Genomic DNA, 23,207 nt, shown 5'->3' with positions numbered 1-23,207 from the left:
CATCCCAATCCATGCATTTTTTTTGTCTTAATTAAGGTTTAAATGTGATATTTATCATTTTTATTTGTATTAAAATGTGTATTTTTGCAATCTTAATTCAATCTAAATAAGGTTTGCAAACAACGATAAATTCTCTCAAAAAAGGCGAAAAGGCCATTATAAAAGACTTTGACATTGATATAGTTCCATTAAAATTATTGGAAATGGGTTGCTTGCCGGGCAATCTGGTAGAATTACTTCAAATTGCTCCTTTTGGCGATCCTTTATATTTAAACATCAATGGTTCACACGTTGCTATCCGATTGGAAACTGCCCGTGAGATTGAAGTTGAAATACTAAAAACTAATTTATAATGACCAATCAAAATATCAATGTTGCTTTAATTGGAAATCCTAACACCGGAAAAACCTCTGTTTTTAATCAATTGACCGGTTTGAATCAACAAGTAGGGAATTACCCTGGAATTACCGTTGAAAAAAAGATGGGTTTTTGCAAATTACCCAATAACATCAAGGCTAATATCTTGGATTTACCGGGAACCTACAGCCTAAATGCCAGTTCGATTGATGAAAACGTTGTCATTGAATTATTACTGAATAAAAACGATAAATTATACCCTGATGTAGCCCTTGTAGTTACGGATGTGGAGAATCTAAAACGAAATTTATTACTTTTTACCCAAATAAAAGACCTTGAAATTCCAACCATATTAGTCATCAACATGGCCGATAGAATGAAATTCAAAGGAATTACGCTGGATATTCCGTATCTTGAAGCACACTTAAAAACAAAAATTGCGCTGATCAGTTCGAGAAAAGGTTTTGGAATTGATGAACTAAAAAAATTGATAGTCAACTACAAATCCCTTTCGAATGAACCCTGCTTGAATGCCTCAAGCATTGATCCGGAATATTTTAATACTTTAAGAAAAACATTTCCCAACCAGCTCTTGTATAAATTATGGCTGGTCATTACTCAAGACGTCAATTTCCTGAATTTAGACCGAAATGAAATCCGAAATTCATTTACTAAATCGCATTCGGATCTAAAGCGTTTGCAACAAAAAGAAACCATAAAACGCTACCAATTCATCAATGACGTCTTGAAAACAGGATTAAAAGTCGATGAGACAATTGCTAAAGATTTTCGCAGCAAACTGGATCGCGTCCTGACTCACAAGATTTGGGGTTATGTGATTTTCTTCATGATTTTGTTTGTTATTTTTCAATCTATTTTCGAATGGTCTAAAATTCCAATGGATTTCATTGACGGTACCTTTGCTACAATAAGCGCTCTTGCTGCCGAGCAATTACCGGCCGGCGTTTTAACCAATCTAATTTCGCAGGGAATAATTCCTGGAATTGGAGGTATTTTGATCTTCATCCCTCAAATTGCTTTCCTATTTATGTTTATTTCAATTCTTGAAGAAAGCGGTTACATGAGCCGAGTTGTTTTCCTGATGGATAAAATTATGCGTAAATTTGGATTATCAGGCAAAAGTGTAGTCCCACTTATTTCCGGTACGGCCTGTGCGATTCCGGCAATTATGGCAACCCGAAACATTGAAAACTGGAAAGAACGATTGATCACCATCCTGGTCACCCCATTCACGACCTGCTCCGCCAGATTACCTGTTTATGCCATAATCATTGCTCTGGTAATTCCGGATACTCGTGTTTTGGGTTTTCTGAACATGCAAGGAATGACCTTGATGCTGTTGTATCTTTTGGGTTTTGGAACGGCTATTTTTTCAGCTTACATTTTAAATAAAATCCTTAAAATAAAAGGAAAAACATACTTTGTGGTAGAAATGCCCAATTATAAATTACCGCTTTTCAAAAACGTAGGTATTAATGTGATCGAAAAAACAAAAGCCTTTGTTTTTGGTGCCGGAAAAATCATACTGGCTATTTCTATAGTTTTATGGTTCTTAGCTTCGTACGGACCAGGAGAAAAATTCAATGATGCAGAAACCATTGTCACTGAAAACACCAAAAATAATCCGTTGCCTGAAGCTGAATTTGAGAATGCAGTGGCCTCCCAAAAACTGGAAAACTCTTATATCGGAATCATGGGAAAAGCCATTGAACCTGCTATTTCTCCTCTGGGTTACGACTGGAAAATAGGAATTGCCATCATCAGTTCCTTTGCCGCCAGGGAGGTTTTTGTGGGAACATTAGCCACTATTTACAGTGTGGGTGGTAGCGATAATGAAGTCACTATTAAAAATAAAATGGCTGCCGAGATTAATCCGGTTACCGGAGAAAAGGTTTTTAATTTTGCTTCCGGAATATCACTATTACTTTTTTATGCTTTTGCTTTGCAATGCGCCAGTACACTCGCCGTTACTAAAAAAGAAACCAATTCCTGGAAATGGCCGGCAGGACAATTGATCTTTATGTCCGGATTTGCGTATGTTGTTGCTTTAATTGCATACCAAATTTTAAAGTAATCACACACTACAATGGTTTTAAAATCACTCGTATGAGTGTGAGTGAAAAAAGCTAAAATTTAAAAAAATTAAAATGCAGATCTTAGCCTTTTACCGTGCGATTTGATTACTTATTAAATAACTCCAAGTTGGACAAACAATTTGCGAATTAGCAGCAAAAGAAATTAAGAAGATCAAGCAAAATAAGATAAAGCACTTGGTTATACATGCTTTTAAGACTCATAAATTTAATTCCTTTATAAGAACTAAGTAATAGGAACGATATATTGTCACATATTATAATGTCAAACCTTCAATAAAGACTGAGGTTGAGTTAAAAACAAATACGACATTATTTTAATCTCATTACTTATATGTCAACAAAAGTTAAAATGTCAAATTTTTATTATTTTTAATTTGTCTAAATAAGATTTAGGTTCTACATTTGCAGTGTAGAATTAATCTAAATAAAAATGAAGAATATTATAATTATCGGCTCGCTATTAATTACGTCCGTTTTGTTTGCACAAGAAAAGGAACTTACAAAAACTCAAAAAGATAGTATTGAAAGTTTAAACGAAGTTATTATTACCACCGATGCGATCATTGGAAGTAAATTTAAAGCCAAAAATAAAGCCGGATCAACATATTTTATCTCTCCAAAAGAATTAAAAACCTTTAATTATGATGATGTTTCCAGGATTCTAAGAACCGTTCCCGGCATCAATATTCAGGAAGAAGAAGGGTTTGGACTCCGCCCAAATATTGGTATGAGAGGAACCAGCCCAGATCGTTCGAGTAAAATTACACTAATGGAGGATGGCGTTCTAATAGCACCTGCTCCTTATGCCGCTCCTGCCGCGTATTATTTCCCAACAGTAAACAGAATGCAGTCTTTCGAAATTGTAAAAGGAGGAAGTCAAATACAATACGGTCCTTATACTACCGGCGGCGCCATCAATATGGTTTCTACTCAAATCCCAAATCGTTTCAAAGCCAGAGTTGTAGCCAGCATTGGTAGTTTCAATACCAAAAAAACATACGTAAATATTGGAGATGAACGCAAAAATTTTGGTTACGTTTTAGAATACAACAACCGAAATTCAGACGGATTTAAAAAAATAGACAACAGTTCAAAAAACACCGGTTTTCAGGGAAATGATTATGTTGCTAAATTTAGAATTAATACGGATCTCGATGCCAAAATCTTTCAATCCTTAACCGCTAAAGTCCAGTTTGGCGAAGATTTTGCCAATGAAACTTATCTTGGTTTGACCGAAGACGATTACAACAAGAGTCCTTACAGAAGGTATGCCGGATCAAATGAAGATTATCTTGATACGGAGCACAAACAAATCATGTTGACCCATTTTATTCAACCGTCTAAAAATTTCAACATCACCACAAAGGCCTACAAGAATGATTTTGCCAGAAATTGGTATAAACTTGATGCCTTAAAACTTGGAACTACAAAAGTAGGAATCAATTCTATATTAATTGATCCAATAAAGTATAATGCGGAATATTTAGCTTTAACAGGAGCTAATAACACTGCTGATAATGCTTTATTAGTTAAAGCCAACAATAGGATGTACGAGGCCAAAGGAATCCAATCAGTAGCCAATTATAATTTTGCAACAGGAGCGCTGAAACACGATTTTGATTTTGGATTTCGCTACCACGAAGATTATGAAGATCGCTTTCAATGGGTTGACGGATACGCCATACAAAATGGAGTGATGAATAGAACTTCAAACGGAACTCCAGGCACAGATGCAAATAGGATTACCTACGCCGAAGCAATTGCCGCTCATGTGCTTTATACGATTACCTATGACAAATTTACGTTCTCGCCAGGAGTCCGATATGAAAATATCAATTTAGAATCGATTAATTACGGGAGCAACGATATTACAAGAACCGGTACAAATATCGTAAATGCAAATAACCGTTCTGATGTTTGGATACCGGGAATGGGAATTCTGTATAAAATAAATGAAGATTACAATGTGTTTACGAGTGTTCACAAAGGGTTTTCTCCTCCGGGCGCTAAAGTTGGAGAAGATGCCGAAAACAGTATCAACTCAGAACTGGGTTTTCGCTTTCAAAAAAATGCCTTTTACGGAGAATTGATTGGCTATTACAATGATTTTTCTAATTTACAAGGTTCGGATAACATGTCCGGTGGCGGAACTGGAACTGGAGATTTATTCAATGCAGGTGCAGCAATCGTAAAGGGAATTGAATTTTTGGCCACGTATGAAATCCTGAAAAATTCAGAAAAAGGATATAAACTACCGCTTAGCTTTTCCTATACTTTGACGGATACGAAATTAAATAGTGACTTTAACAGCCCAATATGGGGAAATGTAACACGTGGAGATGAGATTCCGTACATCGCCAAAAATCAATTTGCTCTGACTGCCGCTTTCGAAACAGAAAAATTCAATTTGGCCATCAGTGGGAAATATGTAGATGCGTTTAGAACATTGGCAGGAACGGGAACTATTCCGTCCCAAAACAAAGTAAACAGTAATTTTATTGTAGATTTCTCAGCCAAATACCACCTCAGCCAAAAAGTGAGCCTGATGTCTAATATCATTAATTTAATGAATGAAAAGTATGCCGTTTCAAGAGTTCCTGCAGGTTTAAGACCAGGAATGCCTTTTAGTATCAATTTTGGAATTATGGCACAGTTGTAAAAAACTTTCTCATTAGTTTAACTCAAAAAAGCAACCTCTTTTGGTTGCTTTTTCTTATTTTTACAATATGGATATTCAAGAAATTTTAGCTTTTTTTGCCCTTGGAATAGCACTTGCTTTTTTGATTAAAAAATTCTTCCTCAAAAAGAAAAAATCAGATAAAAATTGTGGCAGTGGTGGTGATTGCGGCTGCCATTAAAATTTTATTTCGTATTTAAACGTTAAAAAAGAGCCCATGTAAAATGTTTGGTAGTAGTCTGAACTATCTTAAAAAACAATAAGTCTGTGCTTTCTTTAAAATATAAAAAAAGTGCGGTACTTTAATAGAATGGATTTTTAGACTCAATATCAACTGTTTACGTTTGTATGTTTTAGAAAATGTTTTCAAATTTGAACTTGTATCTAATTTGACTTTGAACATGATTTTAGTTTTATCCCTACAAAAATTGAAATTATGGTACTATTATGAATTAGTAATCCGTATGCGATTAGACCATCATAATTTTAACAAAAATCTGATATATAAGTTATATATATTTAATCCCAATGAAAATATTTTTCATTTTGCTATAGTGATATGCAGTCATTCAGTAGTGATATAAAAAGTTATTTTAAATACCCAATTTTCACATAGTATTCACTCGGGTTGATTTTGACACCTTCTTTTGGATACGGAAGAACACTATAGTTTTTTATGTTTTTTTGCTTTTTAGGCAAATATTTAGAAAACCACTCTTTATTTTCGTTTTCGTTTTTCATCGAAAAAACCAATATCTTGTTTTCAATTAATTTTGAATCTTTGTAAACAGAAACGACTCCCGAAACTTCCCCTTCCCAAATACAAGTAACCCCTTCCGGACAACGGGAATCAGAAGAAATCGATTTTAGAACCAACTGAAAACCTTTTTGATTGTGGCATATTTTCTGATGTATTGTACTGTATTTGACCTTTTGGGATTTTGGGATTTGCGCCAAAACTGCACTGCTGATAATCATACAAAGGAATACTACTGACTTTTTCATAAACGCGGTTTAAAAGATAAAGCTACGCTTCTTTTTAATAACAAATGGCAAAAATTAAAAACCCTATCCCAAAGCCACATCCAGAACCATCATCACTATAAATCCGCCAACAAATCCCAGTGTGGCAATATCCGTATTTTTATCCTGTTGTGTTTCCGGAATCACTTCCTCTACCACAACAAAAATCATAGCACCTGCAGCAAAGGCCAAAGCGTACGGTAAAATTGGGGTAAAAAATGTGACAGCAAAAGCGCCTAAAACAGCAGCGACAGGTTCTACCAAAGCTGATGATTGTCCGTACATAAAGCTTTTTCTTCTACTCATTCCCATACGACGCAACGGCATAGCCACGGCAATACCTTCGGGGAAATTCTGAATTCCAATACCAATGGCCAAGGTAACAGCTCCCGCAATGGAAGCCTCCGGAATCCCGGCAGCCACTCCCCCAAAAAGAACCCCTACGGCCAATCCTTCAGGTATATTGTGCAGTGTAATTGCCGAAACCAGTAATGTAGTACGCTGCCAAGGCGATTTAATTCCCTCCGTAACTTTAAAATTAATGTGAAGATGTGGCAATACTTTATCAATCCCAAAAATGAACAAGGCACCAAGAAAAAAACCAAAAGCTGCGGGAATCACTTTTTGAAAACCTTCGCCGCCGGTCATTTCTATAGCTGGAGCCAATAAACTCCAAAAACTTGCAGCAACCATTACGCCCCCGGTAAATCCGAGCATTCCGTCCAGTACCGTCCGGTTCATGGTTTTAAACAAAAAAACAAACGAGGCTCCTAAAGCCGTAAGAAACCAAGTGAATAAACTCGCATACAAAGCGGCTAATATTGGGTCGATACTCGTAAAATAATCTACTACAGATTGAAACATAATTATTTGATGTATATATTACTGGCTATTTTATTTGAAACCGTTATTTCTTTTGTTCCAACCCGAATTCTCAAAGAGGAATCAAAACTTTCCTTTTCGATAATTTCAATTTGGGAACCCAAAGCGATTTCTTGTTTGTCTAAATATTTTAAAAAATCAGAAGATGTATCTTTGACACCCACACAAATCCCGATTTGGTTTTTCTCGAATTCAGAAAGCAGTTGTTTGTCTACTTTTATAATTCTTCCGTTAGCATCCGGAATCGGATCTCCATGTGGATCTTCAGTGGGATTTCCCAGAAAATCATCTAACTTATTGATGAGTTTTTCAGATTTGATGTGTTCCAATTGTTCCGCAAGATCATGCACTTCATCCCATGAAAAATCTAATTTTTCAACTAAAAAAGTTTCCCAAAGCCGGTGCTTTCGAACAATCATTTTAGCGGCTAATTGTCCCTGATCAGTAAGGGAAACACCTTGGTATTTGATGTAGTTGACTAACTCTTTTTCGGCGAGTTTCTTGAGCATATCGGTAACGGATGACGCCTTGATTTCTATTTTTTCGGCAATCGCATTGGTGCTGATATCCACCTCTGAAACAGCCGTAAGGTGGTAAATGGTCTTGAGATAATTTTCTTCTGAAAAGGTCATGCTATGTTTTTTGAATACTCTTTTTAAATTTTAATACAAATCAATTTATTGATTTCTTCTTGAAGACTTCTCACTAAACCAATTAAGTTATTGATACAAATGTAATTAAAAAATTGGTTTTGCAAAATATAATTTTTAGTTTTGCCTAAATTTAATTTAAGCATTGTGAAAAAATTATGTTCATTATTAGTTTTCCTTATGTTTCACTTTGGCTACAGCCAAGAAAAAACAAATCTTTCTGGATTTATTTCATCAGAAAAAAAAGGGGTTTCGGAGGCTCGAGTTTTTTTAATTGGAACAAAATACGCCACCCAAACGGATAGTTTAGGAAATTACAGTATAGCGAATATTGCTGAAGGGAATTACAAAATACAAATTGTTGCAGAAGGTTTTCAAACTTTAAAAAAGAATATAACGGTCAAAATTAATGAAAACACTATTCTGGATTTGGAACTTTCAAATAATGAAAACCAACTTAACGAAGTTGTGGTTTCCGGAACTTTAAAACCCGTAAAAAGACTGGAAAGTCCCGTTCCTGTCGAGGTTTATTCCCCAATATTTTTCAAGAAAAATCCAACGGCCAGTATTTATGAAGCATTACAGAATGTAAATGGTGTTAGACCACAGCTTAATTGTGGCGTTTGCAATACGGGCGACATTCATATTAATGGGCTTGAAGGTCCGTATACTTTAGTTCTAATTGACGGAATGCCCATCGTGAGCAGTTTATCCACGGTGTACGGATTATCTGGAATTCCGAATTCACTGGTCGAACGAATTGAAATCGTAAAAGGTCCCGCTTCGTCTTTATACGGTAGTGAGGCGGTTGGAGGTTTGATTAATATTATTACCAAAAATCCAACAAACGCTCCCCTATTCTCCGCAGATGTGTTTTCTACTTCTTGGTTGGAAACTAATGTTGATTTAGGAGTAAAACTCAATGTTGGACAGAAAGCTACGGCACTTCTAGGTTTAAATTATTTTAGCTACAATCAAAAAACAGACAACGATGGCGACAATTTTACTGATGTTACCCTTTCAGACCGAATTTCCCTTTTTCAAAAATGGACTTTCAACAGAAAAGAAAACCGTTTGTTCACTATTGCGGCGCGTGGGGTTTATGAAGACCGTTTTGGCGGCGATGTGCGTTGGGAGAAAAAACACCGTGGCGGAGACGAGATCTATGGCGAAAGCATTTATACAAAACGAGCGGAACTAATAGGAAGTTACCAATTGCCTTTTCAGGAAAAACTAATGCTTTCCTTTTCAGGAAATGTACATTTTCAAGACAGTCGCTACGGGACAACCAGTTATATTGCCAATCAAAAAATTGGTTTTGTACAACTAACTTGGGACAAGAAAACAGGGAGGAATGATTTACTAACCGGAATTGCTACCCGATACAATTATTACGATGACAATACACCGGCAACATTAAAACAGGGAAATAACAATCCCGAGAAAACCTGGCTGCCGGGAATTTTTGTTCAGGACGAAATTACATTTACCGAAAAACACAAGATACTCTTGGGACTGCGTTACGATTACAACTCGTTTCACGGAAGTATCTTGACGCCAAGAATTGCCTATAAATGGAAATTGAACGATAATAATATTATTCGACTGAACGCCGGAACAGGTTTTAGAGTGGTAAATTTATTTACCGAAGATCACGCTGCTTTAACCGGTGCTCGTGAAATTATAATCGCAAATAATTTGAAGCCGGAACAATCCATCAATGCTAATTTGAATTATATTAAGAAAATAAATTTTGATAACGGAACCTTTATTGGCATTGAAACTTCCCTTTTTCATACCAGATTCAGCAATAAAATTGTTTCGGATTATGTTACTGATCCCAACCAAATCATCTACGACAACATTAATGGTTATGCGATAAGTCAAGGAATCAGTATGAATGTCGATTTCAATTTTCCTAATGGATTAAAAATTATCACCGGCGCTTCTTTGTTAGACAACAAAAACGTTCAAAATGGCCTAAAAGAAACACCTTTTCTAACCGAAAAATTTACAGCAACTTGGAGTGTTTCCTATAAAATTCAAGCTATCGATTTAAATATTGATTACACCGGAAATCTATACAGCCCTATGCGACTCCCACTTTTAAGCGCTTTAGATCCCCGTGCTCCAGAATCACCTTGGTACAGTTTACAAAACATTCAATTCACCTATTCTGGTTTACCTGATTTTGAAATTTATGTCGGAATTAAAAACCTGTTGAACTTTTTGCCTAAACAAAATAACCCGTTTTTAATTGCAAGAACAAATGATCCTTTTGATAAAAATGTAACCTACGACACAAACGGACAAGCGCAGGCCACTCCCCAAAATCCCTATGGACTAACCTTTGACACTACCTATGTATATGGGCCCAACCAGGGAATCAGAAGCTTTTTCGGACTCCGATATACCTTGAGATAATGAAAAAAAAACTGTATTTACTGGTACTCCTATGCTTTGCGATTCCTTCTGGATTTGCGCAGTTGCATTCGGTTTCGTTTGAACAAATAGACAGTTTGCAAAATAACAAAAAGAGAAAAACGATAGTTTTTATTCAAACCGATTGGTGCCAATTTTGTCATGCCATGAAAAACACCACTTTTAAAAACAAGGAAATTATTACCCAGCTCAATTCTAATTTCTATTTTATTGATTTTAATGCCGAGGAAAAGCGAACGGTTATTTTTAACAAAACTAGTTTTCAATTCCGACCCACGGGAAACAACTCCGGAATACATGAACTGGCCCTCGCATTAGGAACAGTCAACAAGCAACTGAACTTTCCTGTTTTGTGTGTTTTGAACAGTGAAAATGAGATTATTTTTCAGCACTACGGCTACTTAAACCCAAAAGAATTTAAGCTGATTTTAGCCAAACTAAAAGAATAAAATTGTCTATTTTTGATGGGAATGTCAAATTCTCAAATGAAACACTTCGATTACATCTTTACCGGCGCAGGATTATCGGCTTTGATGACCGTGTATAAAATGGTCCAATCTGGTAAATTCCGAGATAAAAGTATTTTGTTATTGGATGAAAATACCAAAAAAACCAACGACAGAACCTGGTGTTTTTGGAAAACTAGTGATTCGGTTTGGGAACAATCCATTTCCAAGAAATGGGATTCGGCTTTGTTTGCCAATGCAGATTTTCACCGGGATTTAGACCTGAAACCCTACCGCTACAATATGGTTAAAGGGCTGGATTTCTATAATCGGGTATTTGATCTGCTTTCAAAACAAGAAAACATCACGTTCATCAACCAGAAAGTTTTGGAAATCAAAGAATCCGAAACCATAATTATGGTACAAACCGAAAGCGAATCCTTTTCCTGCTCGAAATTGTTTAATAGTATTTACAACAAAGAAAAAGCAGAAAACCAGACAAAATATCCTGTTTTACAACAGCATTTTATAGGTTGGTTTATCAAAAGTGAGCAAGCTGTATTCAATCCCGAACAAGCTACTTTCATGGATTTTTCAGTGGAACAAAAAGGGAATACCCGTTTTATGTATGTGTTGCCCACTTCCAAAACTGAAGCTTTACTGGAATACACCTTGTTTTCGCACCACCATTTGAAGACCGAAGAATACGAAAACGAAATCCAGCAATACATCGAAAAACTTGGGATTACAAACTATGAAATCGTCGAAAAAGAGCAAGGTAGCATTCCTATGACGTGTTATCCTTTTTGGAAAGCGAATACTAAAAACGTAATCAATATAGGAACTTCTGGCGGCTGGACGAAAGCTAGTACGGGCTATACATTCAAAAATTCGGACACCAAATCAACAGAATTGGTTGCCTTTCTACAAAGGGAAACCGACTTTACTAAGTTTCATAAAAGCACTAAATTCTGGTTTTACGATTTACTTCTGTTAGACATCTTAGACCGAAAAAATGAATTGGGTTCTTCTATCTTTTCTTCGATGTTCAAAAAAGGCAATCCAACATTAATTTTTAAATTCTTGGACGAAGAAACTTCACTCAAGGAAGACATTACCGTTATTCTAAAATGTCCCAAAATGCTATTTATAAAAGCTATTTTTCATGTGGCTTCAAAAGCAATTAAATAGAAATCAAACTATAACAAAACTTTATAATTCAACTTCTATACTTGATTGTAAACTTTGTAACTTTGCAATTCAAAATTAGTATTGATTTAAAATAAAAAAATATGTATCCACAAGAAATGGTAAAACCAATGCAAGAGGAATTAACCGCTGCAGGTTTTCAAGATTTACATAGTGCCGAAGCGGTAGAAAACGCAATGAAATTAGAAGGAACGACGCTTGTAGTTGTAAATTCGGTTTGTGGCTGTGCTGCTAGAAACGCACGTCCGGGGGCAAAAATGAGTTTGGATAGCGCTAAAAAACCAGACCATTTAATCACTGTTTTTGCAGGAGTTGACAAAGATGCAGTTGATGCTGCGAGACAACATATGTTCCCTTTTCCTCCATCATCGCCAAGTATGGCTTTGTTCAAAAACGGAGAATTAGTGCACATGCTAGAGCGTCACCACATTGAAGGTCGCCCAGCAGAATTAATTGCTGAAAACTTGAAAGATGCGTTCAACGAGTATTGCTAATCCCAGTCAAAGCATAGAATATAAAACCACGTTTCGGCGTGGTTTTTTTGTTTATTGATGGTGATTATTATTTGCATTTAAGACAAAGTTGTCACTCTGACTAAGGAAGAGTCCTTATAAATTGCTCAACAGATAAAGATTCTTCGTTCCTCAGAATGACAAAATAAACGCAGGAAGGTCAACCCAAAATTGTCCCCCGCTCCCGCACGAATCCTTTCGTGTGGCTTGAAGAGCTAATTACAATTCTGAGAAACTAAACCTTCTATTCACCACAACTACCCTAGCCCAGATTGCAGCGGCATCCTCTTGTTGTAGCGATAGCGGAAACAAGAGATAGAGCGAAAAGCTGGAAAGAGCTCCAAAAAAAATAAACCATCAAGACATTACCGTAAATTAAGCAAGCATTGTTTTTGATTGTGAACCTTAGTTCCTTGAAAACTTTGCCTCTCTGAACCTTTTTTCATACTTTTGCAAAAAATATATTTCTCAACTTAAAACTGTTTATAGCATGCAACTGTATAACACATTAAGCGCAGAGGAAAGAGCCGTCATGATTGATGATGCCGGAAAACAACGTCTTACGCTGTCTTTCTATGCTTATGCGCAAATCTCAAATCCAACACAATTTCGTAACGAATTATTTCTGGCGTGGAACTCACTTGAAGTTTTGGGTCGGATTTATGTAGCCAGTGAGGGAATCAACGCCCAATTATCATTGCCTGCCGATAATTTTTATGCATTCAAAGATTCCATCGAGGTCTATGATTTCATGAAAGGAATCCGATTAAATATTGCCGTAGAACAAGACGATCACTCGTTTTTGAAACTGACTGTAAAAGTGCGTGATAAGATTGTGGCTGATGGTTTGGTTGATGAAACTTTTGATGTAACGAATATTGGAATTCACCTAAAAGCCAAAGAATTCAATGAACTTCTAGAAGATCCAAACACGATTGTAGTCGATATGCGAAATCATTACGAAAGTGAAATTGGACATTTCACCAAAGCTATAAAACCAGATGTGGATACTTTTCGGGAATCATTACCCATTATCGAAGAGCAGCTTACGGAACACAAACAAGACAAAAAACTATTGATGTATTGCACCGGAGGAATTCGCTGCGAAAAAGCCAGTGCTTATTTCAAACATAAAGGTTTTGAAAACGTGTACCAACTGGAAGGCGGAATTATTGAATACACACGCCAGGTAAAAGCAGAAGGTTTAGAAAGTAAATTCATTGGAAAAAACTTCGTATTTGATCATCGCTTGGGCGAAAGAATTACAGACGATATTGTTTCGCAATGCCATCAATGTGGCGCACCTTGTGACGTACATACCAATTGCGTGAACGAAGGTTGTCATTTACTTTTTATTCAATGTGACTCTTGCAAGGGAAAAATGGAAAACTGTTGTTCTGCTGAATGTGTAACTATAATTCATTTGCCGGAAGAAGAACAGAAAGCTATTAGACGAGGAATTAAAAACGGAAATAAGATCTTCAAAAAAGGGAAATCAGACGTTTTGACTTTCAAAAATAATCAAGATCCATTAGCAGGAGTTCCGAATCTTAGTGAATTGGCTGAGTCAAAAATTGCTCGCAGAGTAGCTACCGTTCTCAAAAAAGAAATAAAGATCAAAAAACAATACATTGGAAAAGGAACTCACTTTTATCCAAAACCAAGTATTGGTCAGTTTCTAATTGAAGAAAACGAAATCAAAATTGGTGATACGATTCTGATTAAAGGAGCTACAACAGGCGAGCAAAAACTGGTAATCGAAGAAATGCTGGTGAACGATTTTGCACAAGAAAAAGCAGTTTCTGGAGACACTTGTACTTTTAAATTGCCATTCCGGATTCGATTGTCAGATAAATTATATAAAGTTGTAGATTAGTGGAAATTTAAAACTAATTGTATGCCACATTCTTTTAATAAATTATGGATTCATGCTGTTTGGGCAACCAAAAACAGAGGTGAATTAATTGACTTTTCAATAGAGAAACAAGTATACGACTATATCAGACAAGAATTAATTGAATTGGGATGTCCCGTACGAATCATTAATGGAATGCCAGATCATATTCACGCCTTATTTTTATTAAATCCACAAAAATCAATTGCAGATGTAATAAAACAAATTAAAGGGAGCTCGTCACATTATATAAATGGAGAAAATTTAATGATTGAAAAATTTGTTTGGCAAACAGGTTATGCCGCTTATTCCGTTAGTGAATCTCAATTAGAATCCGTTTATAATTACATAAAGAATCAAAAGCAACATCATTTAAAGAAAAATTCTCAAGATGAATTTGACGAATTTATAAAATTACATGGGTTAAGCCAAATTTGAAACCGTGGCTATGTTCAAAACACACACAGCCATTAAACTATAGCCAACCGTTTCAACGGTTGGAGACATTCATGAGAAAACCTTTGAAAAATATTGTATTGTTCTTTACGTTGCTAACGGTTGAAACCGTGGGCTATATTCTAAAAACACACAACCATTAAACTATAGCCAACCGTTTCAACGGTTGGAGACATTCATGAGAAAACCTTTGAAAAATAATGTATTGTTCTTTACGTTGCCAACGGTTGAAACCGTGGGCTATGTTCTAAACACACACAGCCATTAAACTATAGCCAACCGTTTCAACGGTTGGAGAAATTCATGGGACAATCTTTGAAAAACAATGTATTGTTCTTTACGTTGCCAACGGTTGAAACCGTGGGCTATCTTCAAAACACACACAACCATTAAACTATAGCCAACCGTTTCAACGGTTGGAGAAATTCATGGGACAATCTTTGAAAAAATAGATATAAAACACATCATATCTTTATAAGAAGGGATTCAAAACTAACCCATTACAAACTAATTTGTAATGGGTTTTTTTATTGAAAATTTATGAGGCATTCGTGCTTTTATGCGTTGTGACGTAAAATTAAAAAATACTATCTTTACACATTAAACGTTTTAAAAACATAAGTTGTGCTCGTCGCAACACTATATATAAAATTATGGCATGTACAAGTTGTTCAACTTCTGATGGTGGATCACCTAAAGGTTGTAAAAATAATGGGACTTGCGGCACCGACAGCTGCAATAAATTGACGGTTTTTGATTGGCTTTCTAATATGAGTCTGCCTAATGGTGACGCCCCTTTTGACTGTGTGGAAGTACGCTTCAAAAACGGCAGAAAAGAATTTTACCGCAATACAGAGAAATTAACGTTAAGCATGGGCGATATCGTGGCTACTGTTGCTTCTCCGGGACACGACATAGGAATTGTTACTTTGACAGGAGAATTAGTTAAAATTCAAATGAAGAAAAAAGGAGCCAATCACCTGGGCAACGAAATTCCGAAAATTTATAGAAAAGCATCCCAAAAAGATATTGATATTTGGTCTGCCGCACGGGAAAAAGAAGAGCCAATGAAGGTGCGCGCACGGGAACTGGCGATTGCTCAAAAACTGGAAATGAAGATTTCAGATATTGAATTTCAAGGGGACGGATCAAAAGCTACGTTTTATTACACGGCAAATGACCGAATTGATTTTCGAGCATTAATTAAAGATTTTGCTAAAGAATTCAGTACCCGAATAGAAATGAAACAAGTAGGTTTCCGTCAGGAAGCAGCTCGTTTAGGCGGAATAGGTTCTTGCGGAAGAGAATTGTGTTGTTCGACTTGGTTGACGGATTTTAGAAGTGTAAATACCTCAGCGGCACGGTACCAACAACTATCTTTGAATCCACAAAAACTAGCCGGACAATGCGGAAAATTGAAATGCTGTTTGAATTATGAACTGGATACGTACATGGATGCTTTGAAAGACTTCCCGGATTTTGAAACAAAATTGGTAACGGAAAAAGGAGATGCCATTTGCCAGAAACAAGATATTTTCAAAGGATTAATGTGGTTTGCCTACACCAATAATTTTGCAAATTGGCACGTATTGAAAATTGATCAAGTCCGAGAAATCATCGCTGAAAACAAACTGAAAAATAAAGTTTCTTCGCTAGAAGATTTTGCAATAGAAATCATTGCAGAACCAGAGAAAAACTTCAATAATGCAATGGGACAAGAAAGTTTAACTCGTTTTGATCAACCCAAAACGAAGAAAAAACCAAATAAAAAACGAAAACCGGGCGGTGAAAATGCAATTGTAGCAAACAGCAACAAACCTGCAAACAATACCCGTCAAACTCCAAATGACAAAAAGCCTGTGGAGCCAAGAAAACCTATAATTATTACTAAAAATGTGGATAAAAAATAGCGCTTTACTTCTTTTGGTAGTAATTCTATTCTGGTCGTGTGATAAAAAAAGGGTTTTTGATGACTATCAATCTGTGGGTAGTGCGTGGCATAAAGACAGCATTGTAACGTTCCATTTACCAGAACTAGATTCCACAAAACGCTATAATTTGTTTGTGAATTTGAGAGCGAATAATGCGTATCAATACAACAATTTGTTCTTAATTGTAGCTTTAGAACTACCTAATGGTTTTACAAAAGTAGACACGCTCGAATACCAAATGGCTGATCCGGAGGGATTACTATTAGGGAATGGATTTTCAGACATAAAAGAAAGCAAACTTTTTTATAAGGAAAATGTACGGTTTCGATCCAAATACACCGTTCATATTAAGCAAGCAGTCAGAGAAAACGGCAAAGTTCCCGGCGTGACGGCTTTAGACGGAGTTACAGATGTAGGTTTTAGAATAGAAAAAAAAGAATAAAATAGTATTATGGCTATCAAAAAAAACAACAGTCCCGCTAAAGATAATGACAAAGACATGGCTCATTACAAAAATATTTTTTGGAAAATATTCTTTGTAGGGTTAGGAAGTCTTGCTTTATTTTTCCTGTTTGCTTCCTGGGGAATCTTCGGTTCGATGCCCTCTTTTGAAGATTTAGAAAATCCCGATTCTAATTTAGCGACTGAGATCATATCCGCTGACGGAGTGGTTTTAGGGAAATATTTCGAAAAAAACAGATCTCAATTAAAGTATTCTGACTTGCCAAAAAATTTGGTTCAAGCACTAATCGCAACGGAAGATGCTCGTTTTTATGAGCATTCCGGCATTGACGGAAGAGGTACTTTGAGAGCCATCTCGAGCTTAGGAACCAGCGGAGGAGCCAGTACCTTGACGCAGCAATTAGCCAAACAATTATTTCACGGAGAAGGATCTAAATTCCTGCCTTTTAGAATTGTACAAAAAATAAAAGAATGGATTATTGCCATCCGATTAGAAAGACAATACACTAAAAATGAAATCATTGCCATGTATTGTAATGTATACGATTTTGGAAACAATTCTGTCGGAGTTAGTTCAGCCGCAAAAACGTATTTTTCTAAAGAACCAAAGGACTTAACCATCAGCGAGTCGGCAATATTAGTGGGAATGTTTAAAAATTCTGGTCTTTACAATCCTGTGAGAAATCCACAAGGAGTGATAAACCGAAGAAATGTAGTGCTTCTGCAATTAGAAAAAGGAAAAATAATTTCAAAAGAAGAAAAAGAAAGACTGCAAGCTTTACCAATCACATTAAAGTTCAAATTACAAACGCACAAAGACGGAACAGCAACCTATTTCAGAGAATATTTAAGAGACTACCTAAAAAAATGGGCGGAGGAAAATAAAAAACCGGATGGTTCAGATTATGACATCTACAAAGATGGTCTAAAAATCTATACTACCATTGATTCCAGAATGCAACTGCACGCTGAAAAAGCAGTAACGGAGCACATGGCCAATCTTCAAGAAGAATTTTTCGAGCAATCCAAAACAAATAAAAATGCGCCATTTGTCAACATCTCTTCTGTAGAAACACAACGCATTTTAAGCCAAGCCATGAAATCCTCAAACAGATGGGCGGTATTAAAATCACTGGAAAAAACGGACGAAGAAATTATAGCATCCTTTAGCATAAAAACTAAAATGAGAGTCTTCTCTTGGAAGGGAGAAAAAGACACTATTATGACGCCATTGGATTCCATTCGGTATTACAAACATTTTTTACAATCCGGACTCATGGCGATGGAACCTCAAACGGGAAATATAAAAGCGTGGGTTGGAGGTATCGATTATAAATATTTTCAATACGATCACGTAGGGCAAGGTGCCAGACAAGTTGGTTCCACTTTCAAGCCTTTTGTTTATGCTACAGCCATAGAACAATTGAATATGTCGCCTTGTGATTCCATTATTGATTCCCCTTTTATGATTAGAAAAGGACGTCATAATGTTACCGAAGATTGGGAACCAAAAAACTCCAACAACAGATACAGCGGAATGGTAACCCTAAAACGAGGATTGGCAAATTCCATCAATATTATATCCGCAAAATTAATAGACCGAGTAGGTCCGGCAGCTGTAGTCGATTTAGCCCATAAATTAGGCATCAAATCAGAGATTCCGCTTCAGCCTTCCATTGCTTTGGGAGCCGTTGAAATAACCGTCGAAGATATGGTTGCTGCTTACAGCACCTTTGCCAATCAAGGCGTGTATATGAAACCCCAATTTATATCTCGAATCGAAGATAAAGGTGGCGTAATTATTTACGAACCCATCCCTGAATCACATGATGTTTTAAACAAAGACATCGCGTATGCCGTGATCAAATTATTAGAAGGCGTTACGGAAGGCGGGTCCGGAGATCGTTTGCGCACCACCGGCGGCGGAAACGGAGACAAACGCTGGACAGGATATCCCTATCAATTTAAAAATCCTATTGCAGGTAAAACAGGAACTACACAAAACCAATCTGACGGATGGTTTATGGGAATGGTTCCTAATCTTGTAACTGGAGTCTGGGTGGGTTGCGAGGACCGTTCTGCCCGTTTCAAAAGCATAACTTACGGACAAGGTGCCACAGCAGCACTGCCGGTTTGGGGTTATTTTATGAAACTTTGTTACGAAGATCCCGCTCTAAAAGTATCCAAAGCATCCTTTGAAAGACCCGCAAATCTATCCATAAAAGTAGACTGCTACACCGCTCCAAAAGTAATAGACACCACTAATATTGAACAAAATACCGATGAATTTGAATTGTAAAATTTTCATCTGGAGCTAATCCAGCCATCCGCTATATCTTTTAGTCTCCTTAAAGAAGGAGACTAAAAGGATGTCGCTTCTATCTGGGCTAGGCAATTCGTTCTTAAAATTAAATCTTGTTGTTATTAATACTACAAACAGATTGGGTTCTTCTTTAAATTAAAATTCGTCAACTAGCATTCAATTTTATGATTAACAAAAAAGTAAATAACGTTCATGAAGCCCTTCAAGGAATTGAAAACGGGATGACCATCATGCTGGGCGGTTTCGGATTATGCGGTATTCCAGAAAATTCCATCGCCGAATTAGTAAAAAAAGAAACTACGGATTTAACCTGTATCTCAAACAATGCAGGAGTAGATAATTTTGGCCTTGGATTGCTTTTGCAAAAACGCCAAATCAAAAAAATGATTTCTTCTTACGTAGGTGAAAATGCCGAATTTGAGAGTCAAATGCTATCTGGAGAACTCGATGTAGAATTAATCCCGCAAGGAACTCTTGCAGAACGATGTCGTTCGGCACAAGCAGGAATTCCAGCTTTTTTCACCCCTGCCGGTTATGGAACTGAAGTAGCCGAAGGGAAGGAAGCACGGGAATTCAATGGAAAAATGCATCTTATGGAATACGCTTTCAAAGCTGATTTTGCCATCGTAAAAGCATGGAAAGGTGATGAAGCCGGCAACCTAGTTTTCAAAGGAACAGCACGAAACTTTAATCCTTGTATGGCCGGAGCGGCAAAAATAACTATCGCCGAAGTAGAAGAATTATTGCCTGTAGGTAGTTTAGATCCAAACGAAATTCATATTCCAGGAATACTTGTAAATAGAATTTTTCAAGGTGTGAAATATGAAAAAAGAATTGAACAAAGAACCGTGAGAAAAATTTTCTGATTATGGCTTTAGATAAAAATCAAATTGCAAAACGCATTGCAAAAGAATTAAAACACAACTACTATGTGAATCTCGGAATCGGGATTCCAACATTAGTTGCTAATTATGTCCCAGAAGGAATTGACGTCGAATTTCAAAGTGAAAACGGAATTCTCGGTATGGGTCCATTCCCTTTAGAAGGCGATGAAGACGCTGATTTAATCAACGCCGGAAAACAAACCATAACTACTTTGCCTGGAGCAAGTTTCTTCGACTCGTCATTCAGTTTTGGAATGATTCGTGGACAACATGTTGACTTAACAATCCTTGGTGCAATGGAAGTTTCCGAAAATGGTGATATTGCCAACTGGAAAATTCCTGGTAAAATGGTCAAAGGAATGGGTGGCGCAATGGATTTAGTGGCTTCTGCCGAGAATATTATTGTAGCCATGATGCACGTTAACAAAGCTGGCGAATCTAAAATACTTAAAAAATGTACCTTGCCTTTAACAGGTGTTGGCTGTGTTAAAAAAGTCGTTACTGAACTAGCCGTTTTAGAAGTAACGCCGCAAGGTTTCAAATTATTGGAACGCGCACCGGGTGTAACTGTAGCGCATATCATCGCTTCTACGGAAGCTGATTTAATTATTGAAGGCGAAATTCTGGAAATGGTTATTGAGTAGCCCGAGTCTTAAAAACACAAAAAAACCACAATTTAATGAAATTTAGGGCTTTTTGTATTTAGTGATTTAGGTTCTAAAAATTGTATTTCCCTCCAAGGTAAATACTCCTTCCGCTAGCATTAATTCCAGAGGCAAAAGTCCTGTATTGTATATCTAAAACATTTTCAATACCGGAATAAACAGTGAACTGTTCCGTTAAAGATAATGATCCTTTCAAATTATAGGTTTCCCAAGAAGGCATTCCATTTTTTGGAGCATATTGCAAATTATCTTCTCCACTAGGCGAGTAATTGCTCAACTCTTTTTTTCCATTATACAACATATATAAATCCAAATTTACTAGTTTACTTTCATATTTAAAACCTGTTTTTCCATAAAATGGAGCAACATGGTCTAAAGGAAAATTACCCACCGCATTTTGGACTCTACCGTGAGTAAAATTGAAAGTGCCATAAAACAAGAATGATTTTGTGATATAACTTCTTAAGGTAGAGGAAATTCCGCTAATATTTCCTTTTCCTTGATTTTGATTGGCAAGAATGAGACTGTTTTTTCCTTCATAAACAATCGAAGATTGTCCGTTTAACGTAAAAGAACCCGTTATTATTGCATCATACAGTCTTGTGTAATAAAAAATATTTTCAAACTGAAAACGTTTACCTTCCCAAAAAGTAATGCTCAAATCAGCCGTTACTGATTTTTCAGGCCTCAAATCTTTGTTTGGTACAATTAAAGTTCCTGCTGCCGATTCGAATATTTTTGCTAAATCATCAATGTTTGCAACTCGAAATGCAGAAGCTAAATTAAAACCTATTTTTGTGTTTTCGCTGGCATTATTTACAATTCCAACGGCACCGCTATAGGTAAAGTTTTTTTGTGATACGCTAGTATAAGGTAAATTCAGAAAATTGGTTAAAATTTCGCTATTCAAAGTCGTGTAACCAGCCCTAGCACTTACATTACACGAGGCTGTTTTGTTAATGTCATTGCTGTAGGATGCAAAACCTTCGGCTCTAAAAGTATTGTTTTTTCCATCTGGATAACGCGAATCAGTAATGCTTTCAGCATTAGTTAAAATATTTTTTTTATTTCCTAAAGAATTTAAATTATCATAATAAACATCGGCGCCATAAATAAAATCACCATTACCTATTTTTGTTTTAAAATCAGAATTGATGGCAAATATCGAAACTTTTTCAATCCTTGAACTTTGCGTTGGATTGCCGAAATTACGGGTAATTCTACTTTCTTCGATGTTTTGATAACTGGCAACCAAATTCATATCACTGTTTAAGAATACCTTCTTTTTGTCTAATTTATAAGAAGAAATTAACCTTTTTTGTGGACCATAATTCCAAACTGCAGATTTAAATTTTCCGTTTGAACTCAAATCAGTTAGCCTGTCATATCTGGGAATGTTTGATGTGGTAGAAAATTGTAAATTTATACTATGTCGTGTGCTGATATTCTGCTGAAAAATAATTTTTTGCATAAAATCATATTGTTTATATCCAGAAAATTTTTGCACATATTTATCATCATTAGTAACTTTAATGTCAATACCATCTTTGGTTACCACATAAAAAGGTCTTTCTCCAAAAAAATCATTGCTACCATTTTTATGTTTTCCCATTTTTAAATCCCCATAATCATTATAGGAGAATGAAGTTAAGTAACCCCATTTTTGACCCGCAAAGTTGAAATCTAAATGACCTGATTTTCCTTGGTTTGCAGAGTTATAATTTGTTAAAGCAGTTCCGCTAACCTTTTGGTTTTCCGTATCGGAAAGCAATTTTGCAATTTTAGTTTGTAAATAAATGGCTCCGCCAAGCGCATCACTTCCGTGAATAGTAGATGATGGTCCAAAAAGCACGTCTACATTTTCAAGCATATTTTTATCAACAGTAATTATGTTTTGCAAATGTCCAGCTCTGTAAATTAAGTTATTCATTCGGATTCCATCAACGAGTAATAAAATTCTACTGGATTCAAAACCCCTAATAACAGGGCTTCCGCCGCCCTGTTGCGATTTTTGAACTGCTAAAGTCCCCGAATTCCCTAACACATCGGCACTGGACTGGAAGTTATTAAACTCGATTTCTTTTTTAGAAATACTTTCAATTTGTTGCGTAATTTTTCTTTTTGGTTTTGCAAATCGTTGTGTACTTACAACTACTTCATCTAATCCTATTGAATTTATAATGTCTTTTTTAGTTTGGGAAAATCCCGACAAAGAGTAAATACAAACCATTACGATTATTATTTTTTTCATGTTTGTGTAATTAATTTTGTTTAAAA

19 protein-coding genes are annotated in these 23,207 nt (G+C 36.1%); 15 read left to right on the top strand and 4 right to left on the bottom strand.

Going from position 1 to position 23,207, the window contains the following annotated elements; translation table 11 throughout:
* Positions 1–113: 113 nt before the first annotated feature.
* The 4 genes from EKL98_RS01920 (at position 114) to EKL98_RS01905 (ending at position 5,332) form a co-directional block, all read left to right on the top strand.
* A complete protein-coding gene (locus EKL98_RS01920) occupies positions 114–353 on the top strand; it encodes a FeoA family protein (RefSeq protein WP_126452178.1) in 240 nt (79 codons plus the stop codon).
* The gene (gene feoB / locus EKL98_RS01915; protein ID WP_126457696.1) at positions 353–2,452 is read left to right on the top strand and encodes a ferrous iron transport protein B; all 2,100 of its coding nucleotides are present in this window, start codon (positions 353–355) and stop codon (positions 2,450–2,452) included. The genes EKL98_RS01920 and feoB overlap by 1 nt, the downstream gene beginning before the upstream one ends.
* A gap of 452 nt (positions 2,453–2,904) precedes the next feature.
* The gene (locus tag EKL98_RS01910; RefSeq protein WP_126561398.1) at positions 2,905–5,133 is read left to right on the top strand and encodes a TonB-dependent receptor family protein; all 2,229 of its coding nucleotides are present in this window, start codon (positions 2,905–2,907) and stop codon (positions 5,131–5,133) included.
* A gap of 67 nt (positions 5,134–5,200) precedes the next feature.
* The gene (locus tag EKL98_RS01905; protein WP_126457698.1) at positions 5,201–5,332 is read left to right on the top strand and encodes a FeoB-associated Cys-rich membrane protein; all 132 of its coding nucleotides are present in this window, start codon (positions 5,201–5,203) and stop codon (positions 5,330–5,332) included.
* Between the two features lie 407 nt (positions 5,333–5,739).
* Here EKL98_RS01905 and EKL98_RS01900 read toward each other — a convergent pair whose 3' ends face one another.
* From EKL98_RS01900 to EKL98_RS01890, 3 genes are all read right to left on the bottom strand, one after another.
* A complete protein-coding gene (locus EKL98_RS01900) occupies positions 5,740–6,156 on the bottom strand; it encodes a hypothetical protein (protein WP_126561397.1) in 417 nt (138 codons plus the stop codon).
* Between the two features lie 63 nt (positions 6,157–6,219).
* Positions 6,220–7,038 carry a ZIP family metal transporter gene (locus tag EKL98_RS01895; protein ID WP_126457700.1) on the bottom strand — a complete coding sequence of 273 codons (819 nt, stop codon included), beginning with the start codon at positions 7,036–7,038 and terminating at the stop codon, positions 6,220–6,222.
* A 2-nt stretch (positions 7,039–7,040) separates the two neighbouring features.
* Complete coding sequence (locus EKL98_RS01890; protein WP_126457701.1) at positions 7,041–7,688, bottom strand: metal-dependent transcriptional regulator; 648 nt, start codon at positions 7,686–7,688, stop codon at positions 7,041–7,043.
* 198 nt (positions 7,689–7,886) lie between these two features.
* Here EKL98_RS01890 and EKL98_RS01885 point away from each other — a divergent pair, with 198 nt between their 5' ends.
* From EKL98_RS01885 to EKL98_RS01835, 11 genes are all read left to right on the top strand, one after another.
* The gene (locus EKL98_RS01885; protein WP_126561494.1) at positions 7,887–10,130 is read left to right on the top strand and encodes a TonB-dependent receptor; all 2,244 of its coding nucleotides are present in this window, start codon (positions 7,887–7,889) and stop codon (positions 10,128–10,130) included.
* Positions 10,130–10,597, top strand: a complete 468-nt coding sequence (locus EKL98_RS01880) for a thioredoxin family protein (RefSeq protein WP_126561396.1) — start codon at positions 10,130–10,132, stop codon at positions 10,595–10,597. The genes EKL98_RS01885 and EKL98_RS01880 overlap by 1 nt, the downstream gene beginning before the upstream one ends.
* A gap of 21 nt (positions 10,598–10,618) precedes the next feature.
* Complete coding sequence (locus EKL98_RS01875; protein WP_233589341.1) at positions 10,619–11,785, top strand: lycopene cyclase family protein; 1,167 nt, start codon at positions 10,619–10,621, stop codon at positions 11,783–11,785.
* Between the two features lie 101 nt (positions 11,786–11,886).
* Positions 11,887–12,297 carry a BrxA/BrxB family bacilliredoxin gene (locus EKL98_RS01870; protein ID WP_126561394.1) on the top strand — a complete coding sequence of 137 codons (411 nt, stop codon included), beginning with the start codon at positions 11,887–11,889 and terminating at the stop codon, positions 12,295–12,297.
* Positions 12,298–12,805: 508 nt separating this feature from the next.
* Positions 12,806–14,191, top strand: a complete 1,386-nt coding sequence (trhO, locus tag EKL98_RS01865; protein WP_126561393.1) for an oxygen-dependent tRNA uridine(34) hydroxylase TrhO — start codon at positions 12,806–12,808, stop codon at positions 14,189–14,191.
* Positions 14,192–14,212: 21 nt separating this feature from the next.
* Positions 14,213–14,647 carry an IS200/IS605 family transposase gene (tnpA, locus tag EKL98_RS01860; protein WP_126552779.1) on the top strand — a complete coding sequence of 145 codons (435 nt, stop codon included), beginning with the start codon at positions 14,213–14,215 and terminating at the stop codon, positions 14,645–14,647.
* A gap of 671 nt (positions 14,648–15,318) precedes the next feature.
* Positions 15,319–16,575 (top strand): PSP1 domain-containing protein, encoded by a 1,257-nt coding sequence (locus EKL98_RS01855; protein ID WP_126457706.1) that lies wholly within the window; start codon positions 15,319–15,321, stop codon positions 16,573–16,575.
* A complete protein-coding gene (locus EKL98_RS01850) occupies positions 16,559–17,038 on the top strand; it encodes a gliding motility lipoprotein GldH (protein WP_126457707.1) in 480 nt (159 codons plus the stop codon). The genes EKL98_RS01855 and EKL98_RS01850 overlap by 17 nt, the downstream gene beginning before the upstream one ends.
* Before the next feature lie 9 nt (positions 17,039–17,047).
* Entirely contained in the window at positions 17,048–19,357 is a 2,310-nt protein-coding gene (locus tag EKL98_RS01845) for a penicillin-binding protein 1A (protein ID WP_126561392.1), read from the top strand.
* Positions 19,358–19,545: 188 nt separating this feature from the next.
* Positions 19,546–20,247: a CoA transferase subunit A gene (locus EKL98_RS01840; RefSeq protein ID WP_126561391.1), complete on the top strand. Its 702-nt coding sequence runs from the start codon at positions 19,546–19,548 to the stop codon at positions 20,245–20,247.
* Positions 20,248–20,249: 2 nt separating this feature from the next.
* The gene (locus tag EKL98_RS01835; RefSeq protein ID WP_126561390.1) at positions 20,250–20,909 is read left to right on the top strand and encodes a 3-oxoacid CoA-transferase subunit B; all 660 of its coding nucleotides are present in this window, start codon (positions 20,250–20,252) and stop codon (positions 20,907–20,909) included.
* A gap of 73 nt (positions 20,910–20,982) precedes the next feature.
* Here the strand turns inward: EKL98_RS01835 and EKL98_RS01830 are convergent, their stop codons facing one another.
* On the bottom strand, positions 20,983–23,181 hold the full coding sequence (locus EKL98_RS01830) for a TonB-dependent receptor plug domain-containing protein (protein ID WP_126561389.1): 2,199 nt from the start codon (positions 23,179–23,181) through the stop codon (positions 20,983–20,985).
* Between the last annotated feature and the right edge of the window lie 26 nt (positions 23,182–23,207).

It is taken from the genome of Flavobacterium bomense, from assembly GCF_003970355.1.
This window is presented reverse-complemented; position numbering and strand designations above follow the sequence as displayed.

What these genes read in the sequence shown, in the direction of transcription:
- feoB (WP_126457696.1), top strand. Translation starts at nt 353, where the DNA reads ATGACCAATCAAAATATCAATGTTGCTTTAATTGGAAATCCTAACACC.
- EKL98_RS01910 (WP_126561398.1), top strand. Translation starts at nt 2,905, where the DNA reads ATGAAGAATATTATAATTATCGGCTCGCTATTAATTACGTCCGTTTTG.
- EKL98_RS01905 (WP_126457698.1), top strand. Translation starts at nt 5,201, where the DNA reads ATGGATATTCAAGAAATTTTAGCTTTTTTTGCCCTTGGAATAGCACTT.
- EKL98_RS01900 (WP_126561397.1), bottom strand. Translation starts at nt 6,156, where the DNA reads ATGAAAAAGTCAGTAGTATTCCTTTGTATGATTATCAGCAGTGCAGTT.
- EKL98_RS01895 (WP_126457700.1), bottom strand. Translation starts at nt 7,038, where the DNA reads ATGTTTCAATCTGTAGTAGATTATTTTACGAGTATCGACCCAATATTA.
- EKL98_RS01890 (WP_126457701.1), bottom strand. Translation starts at nt 7,688, where the DNA reads ATGACCTTTTCAGAAGAAAATTATCTCAAGACCATTTACCACCTTACG.
- EKL98_RS01885 (WP_126561494.1), top strand. Translation starts at nt 7,887, where the DNA reads ATGTTTCACTTTGGCTACAGCCAAGAAAAAACAAATCTTTCTGGATTT.
- EKL98_RS01880 (WP_126561396.1), top strand. Translation starts at nt 10,130, where the DNA reads ATGAAAAAAAAACTGTATTTACTGGTACTCCTATGCTTTGCGATTCCT.
- EKL98_RS01875 (WP_233589341.1), top strand. Translation starts at nt 10,619, where the DNA reads ATGTCAAATTCTCAAATGAAACACTTCGATTACATCTTTACCGGCGCA.
- EKL98_RS01870 (WP_126561394.1), top strand. Translation starts at nt 11,887, where the DNA reads ATGTATCCACAAGAAATGGTAAAACCAATGCAAGAGGAATTAACCGCT.
- trhO (WP_126561393.1), top strand. Translation starts at nt 12,806, where the DNA reads ATGCAACTGTATAACACATTAAGCGCAGAGGAAAGAGCCGTCATGATT.
- tnpA (WP_126552779.1), top strand. Translation starts at nt 14,213, where the DNA reads ATGCCACATTCTTTTAATAAATTATGGATTCATGCTGTTTGGGCAACC.
- EKL98_RS01855 (WP_126457706.1), top strand. Translation starts at nt 15,319, where the DNA reads ATGGCATGTACAAGTTGTTCAACTTCTGATGGTGGATCACCTAAAGGT.
- EKL98_RS01850 (WP_126457707.1), top strand. Translation starts at nt 16,559, where the DNA reads ATGTGGATAAAAAATAGCGCTTTACTTCTTTTGGTAGTAATTCTATTC.
- EKL98_RS01845 (WP_126561392.1), top strand. Translation starts at nt 17,048, where the DNA reads ATGGCTATCAAAAAAAACAACAGTCCCGCTAAAGATAATGACAAAGAC.
- EKL98_RS01840 (WP_126561391.1), top strand. Translation starts at nt 19,546, where the DNA reads ATGATTAACAAAAAAGTAAATAACGTTCATGAAGCCCTTCAAGGAATT.
- EKL98_RS01835 (WP_126561390.1), top strand. Translation starts at nt 20,250, where the DNA reads ATGGCTTTAGATAAAAATCAAATTGCAAAACGCATTGCAAAAGAATTA.
- EKL98_RS01830 (WP_126561389.1), bottom strand. Translation starts at nt 23,181, where the DNA reads ATGAAAAAAATAATAATCGTAATGGTTTGTATTTACTCTTTGTCGGGA.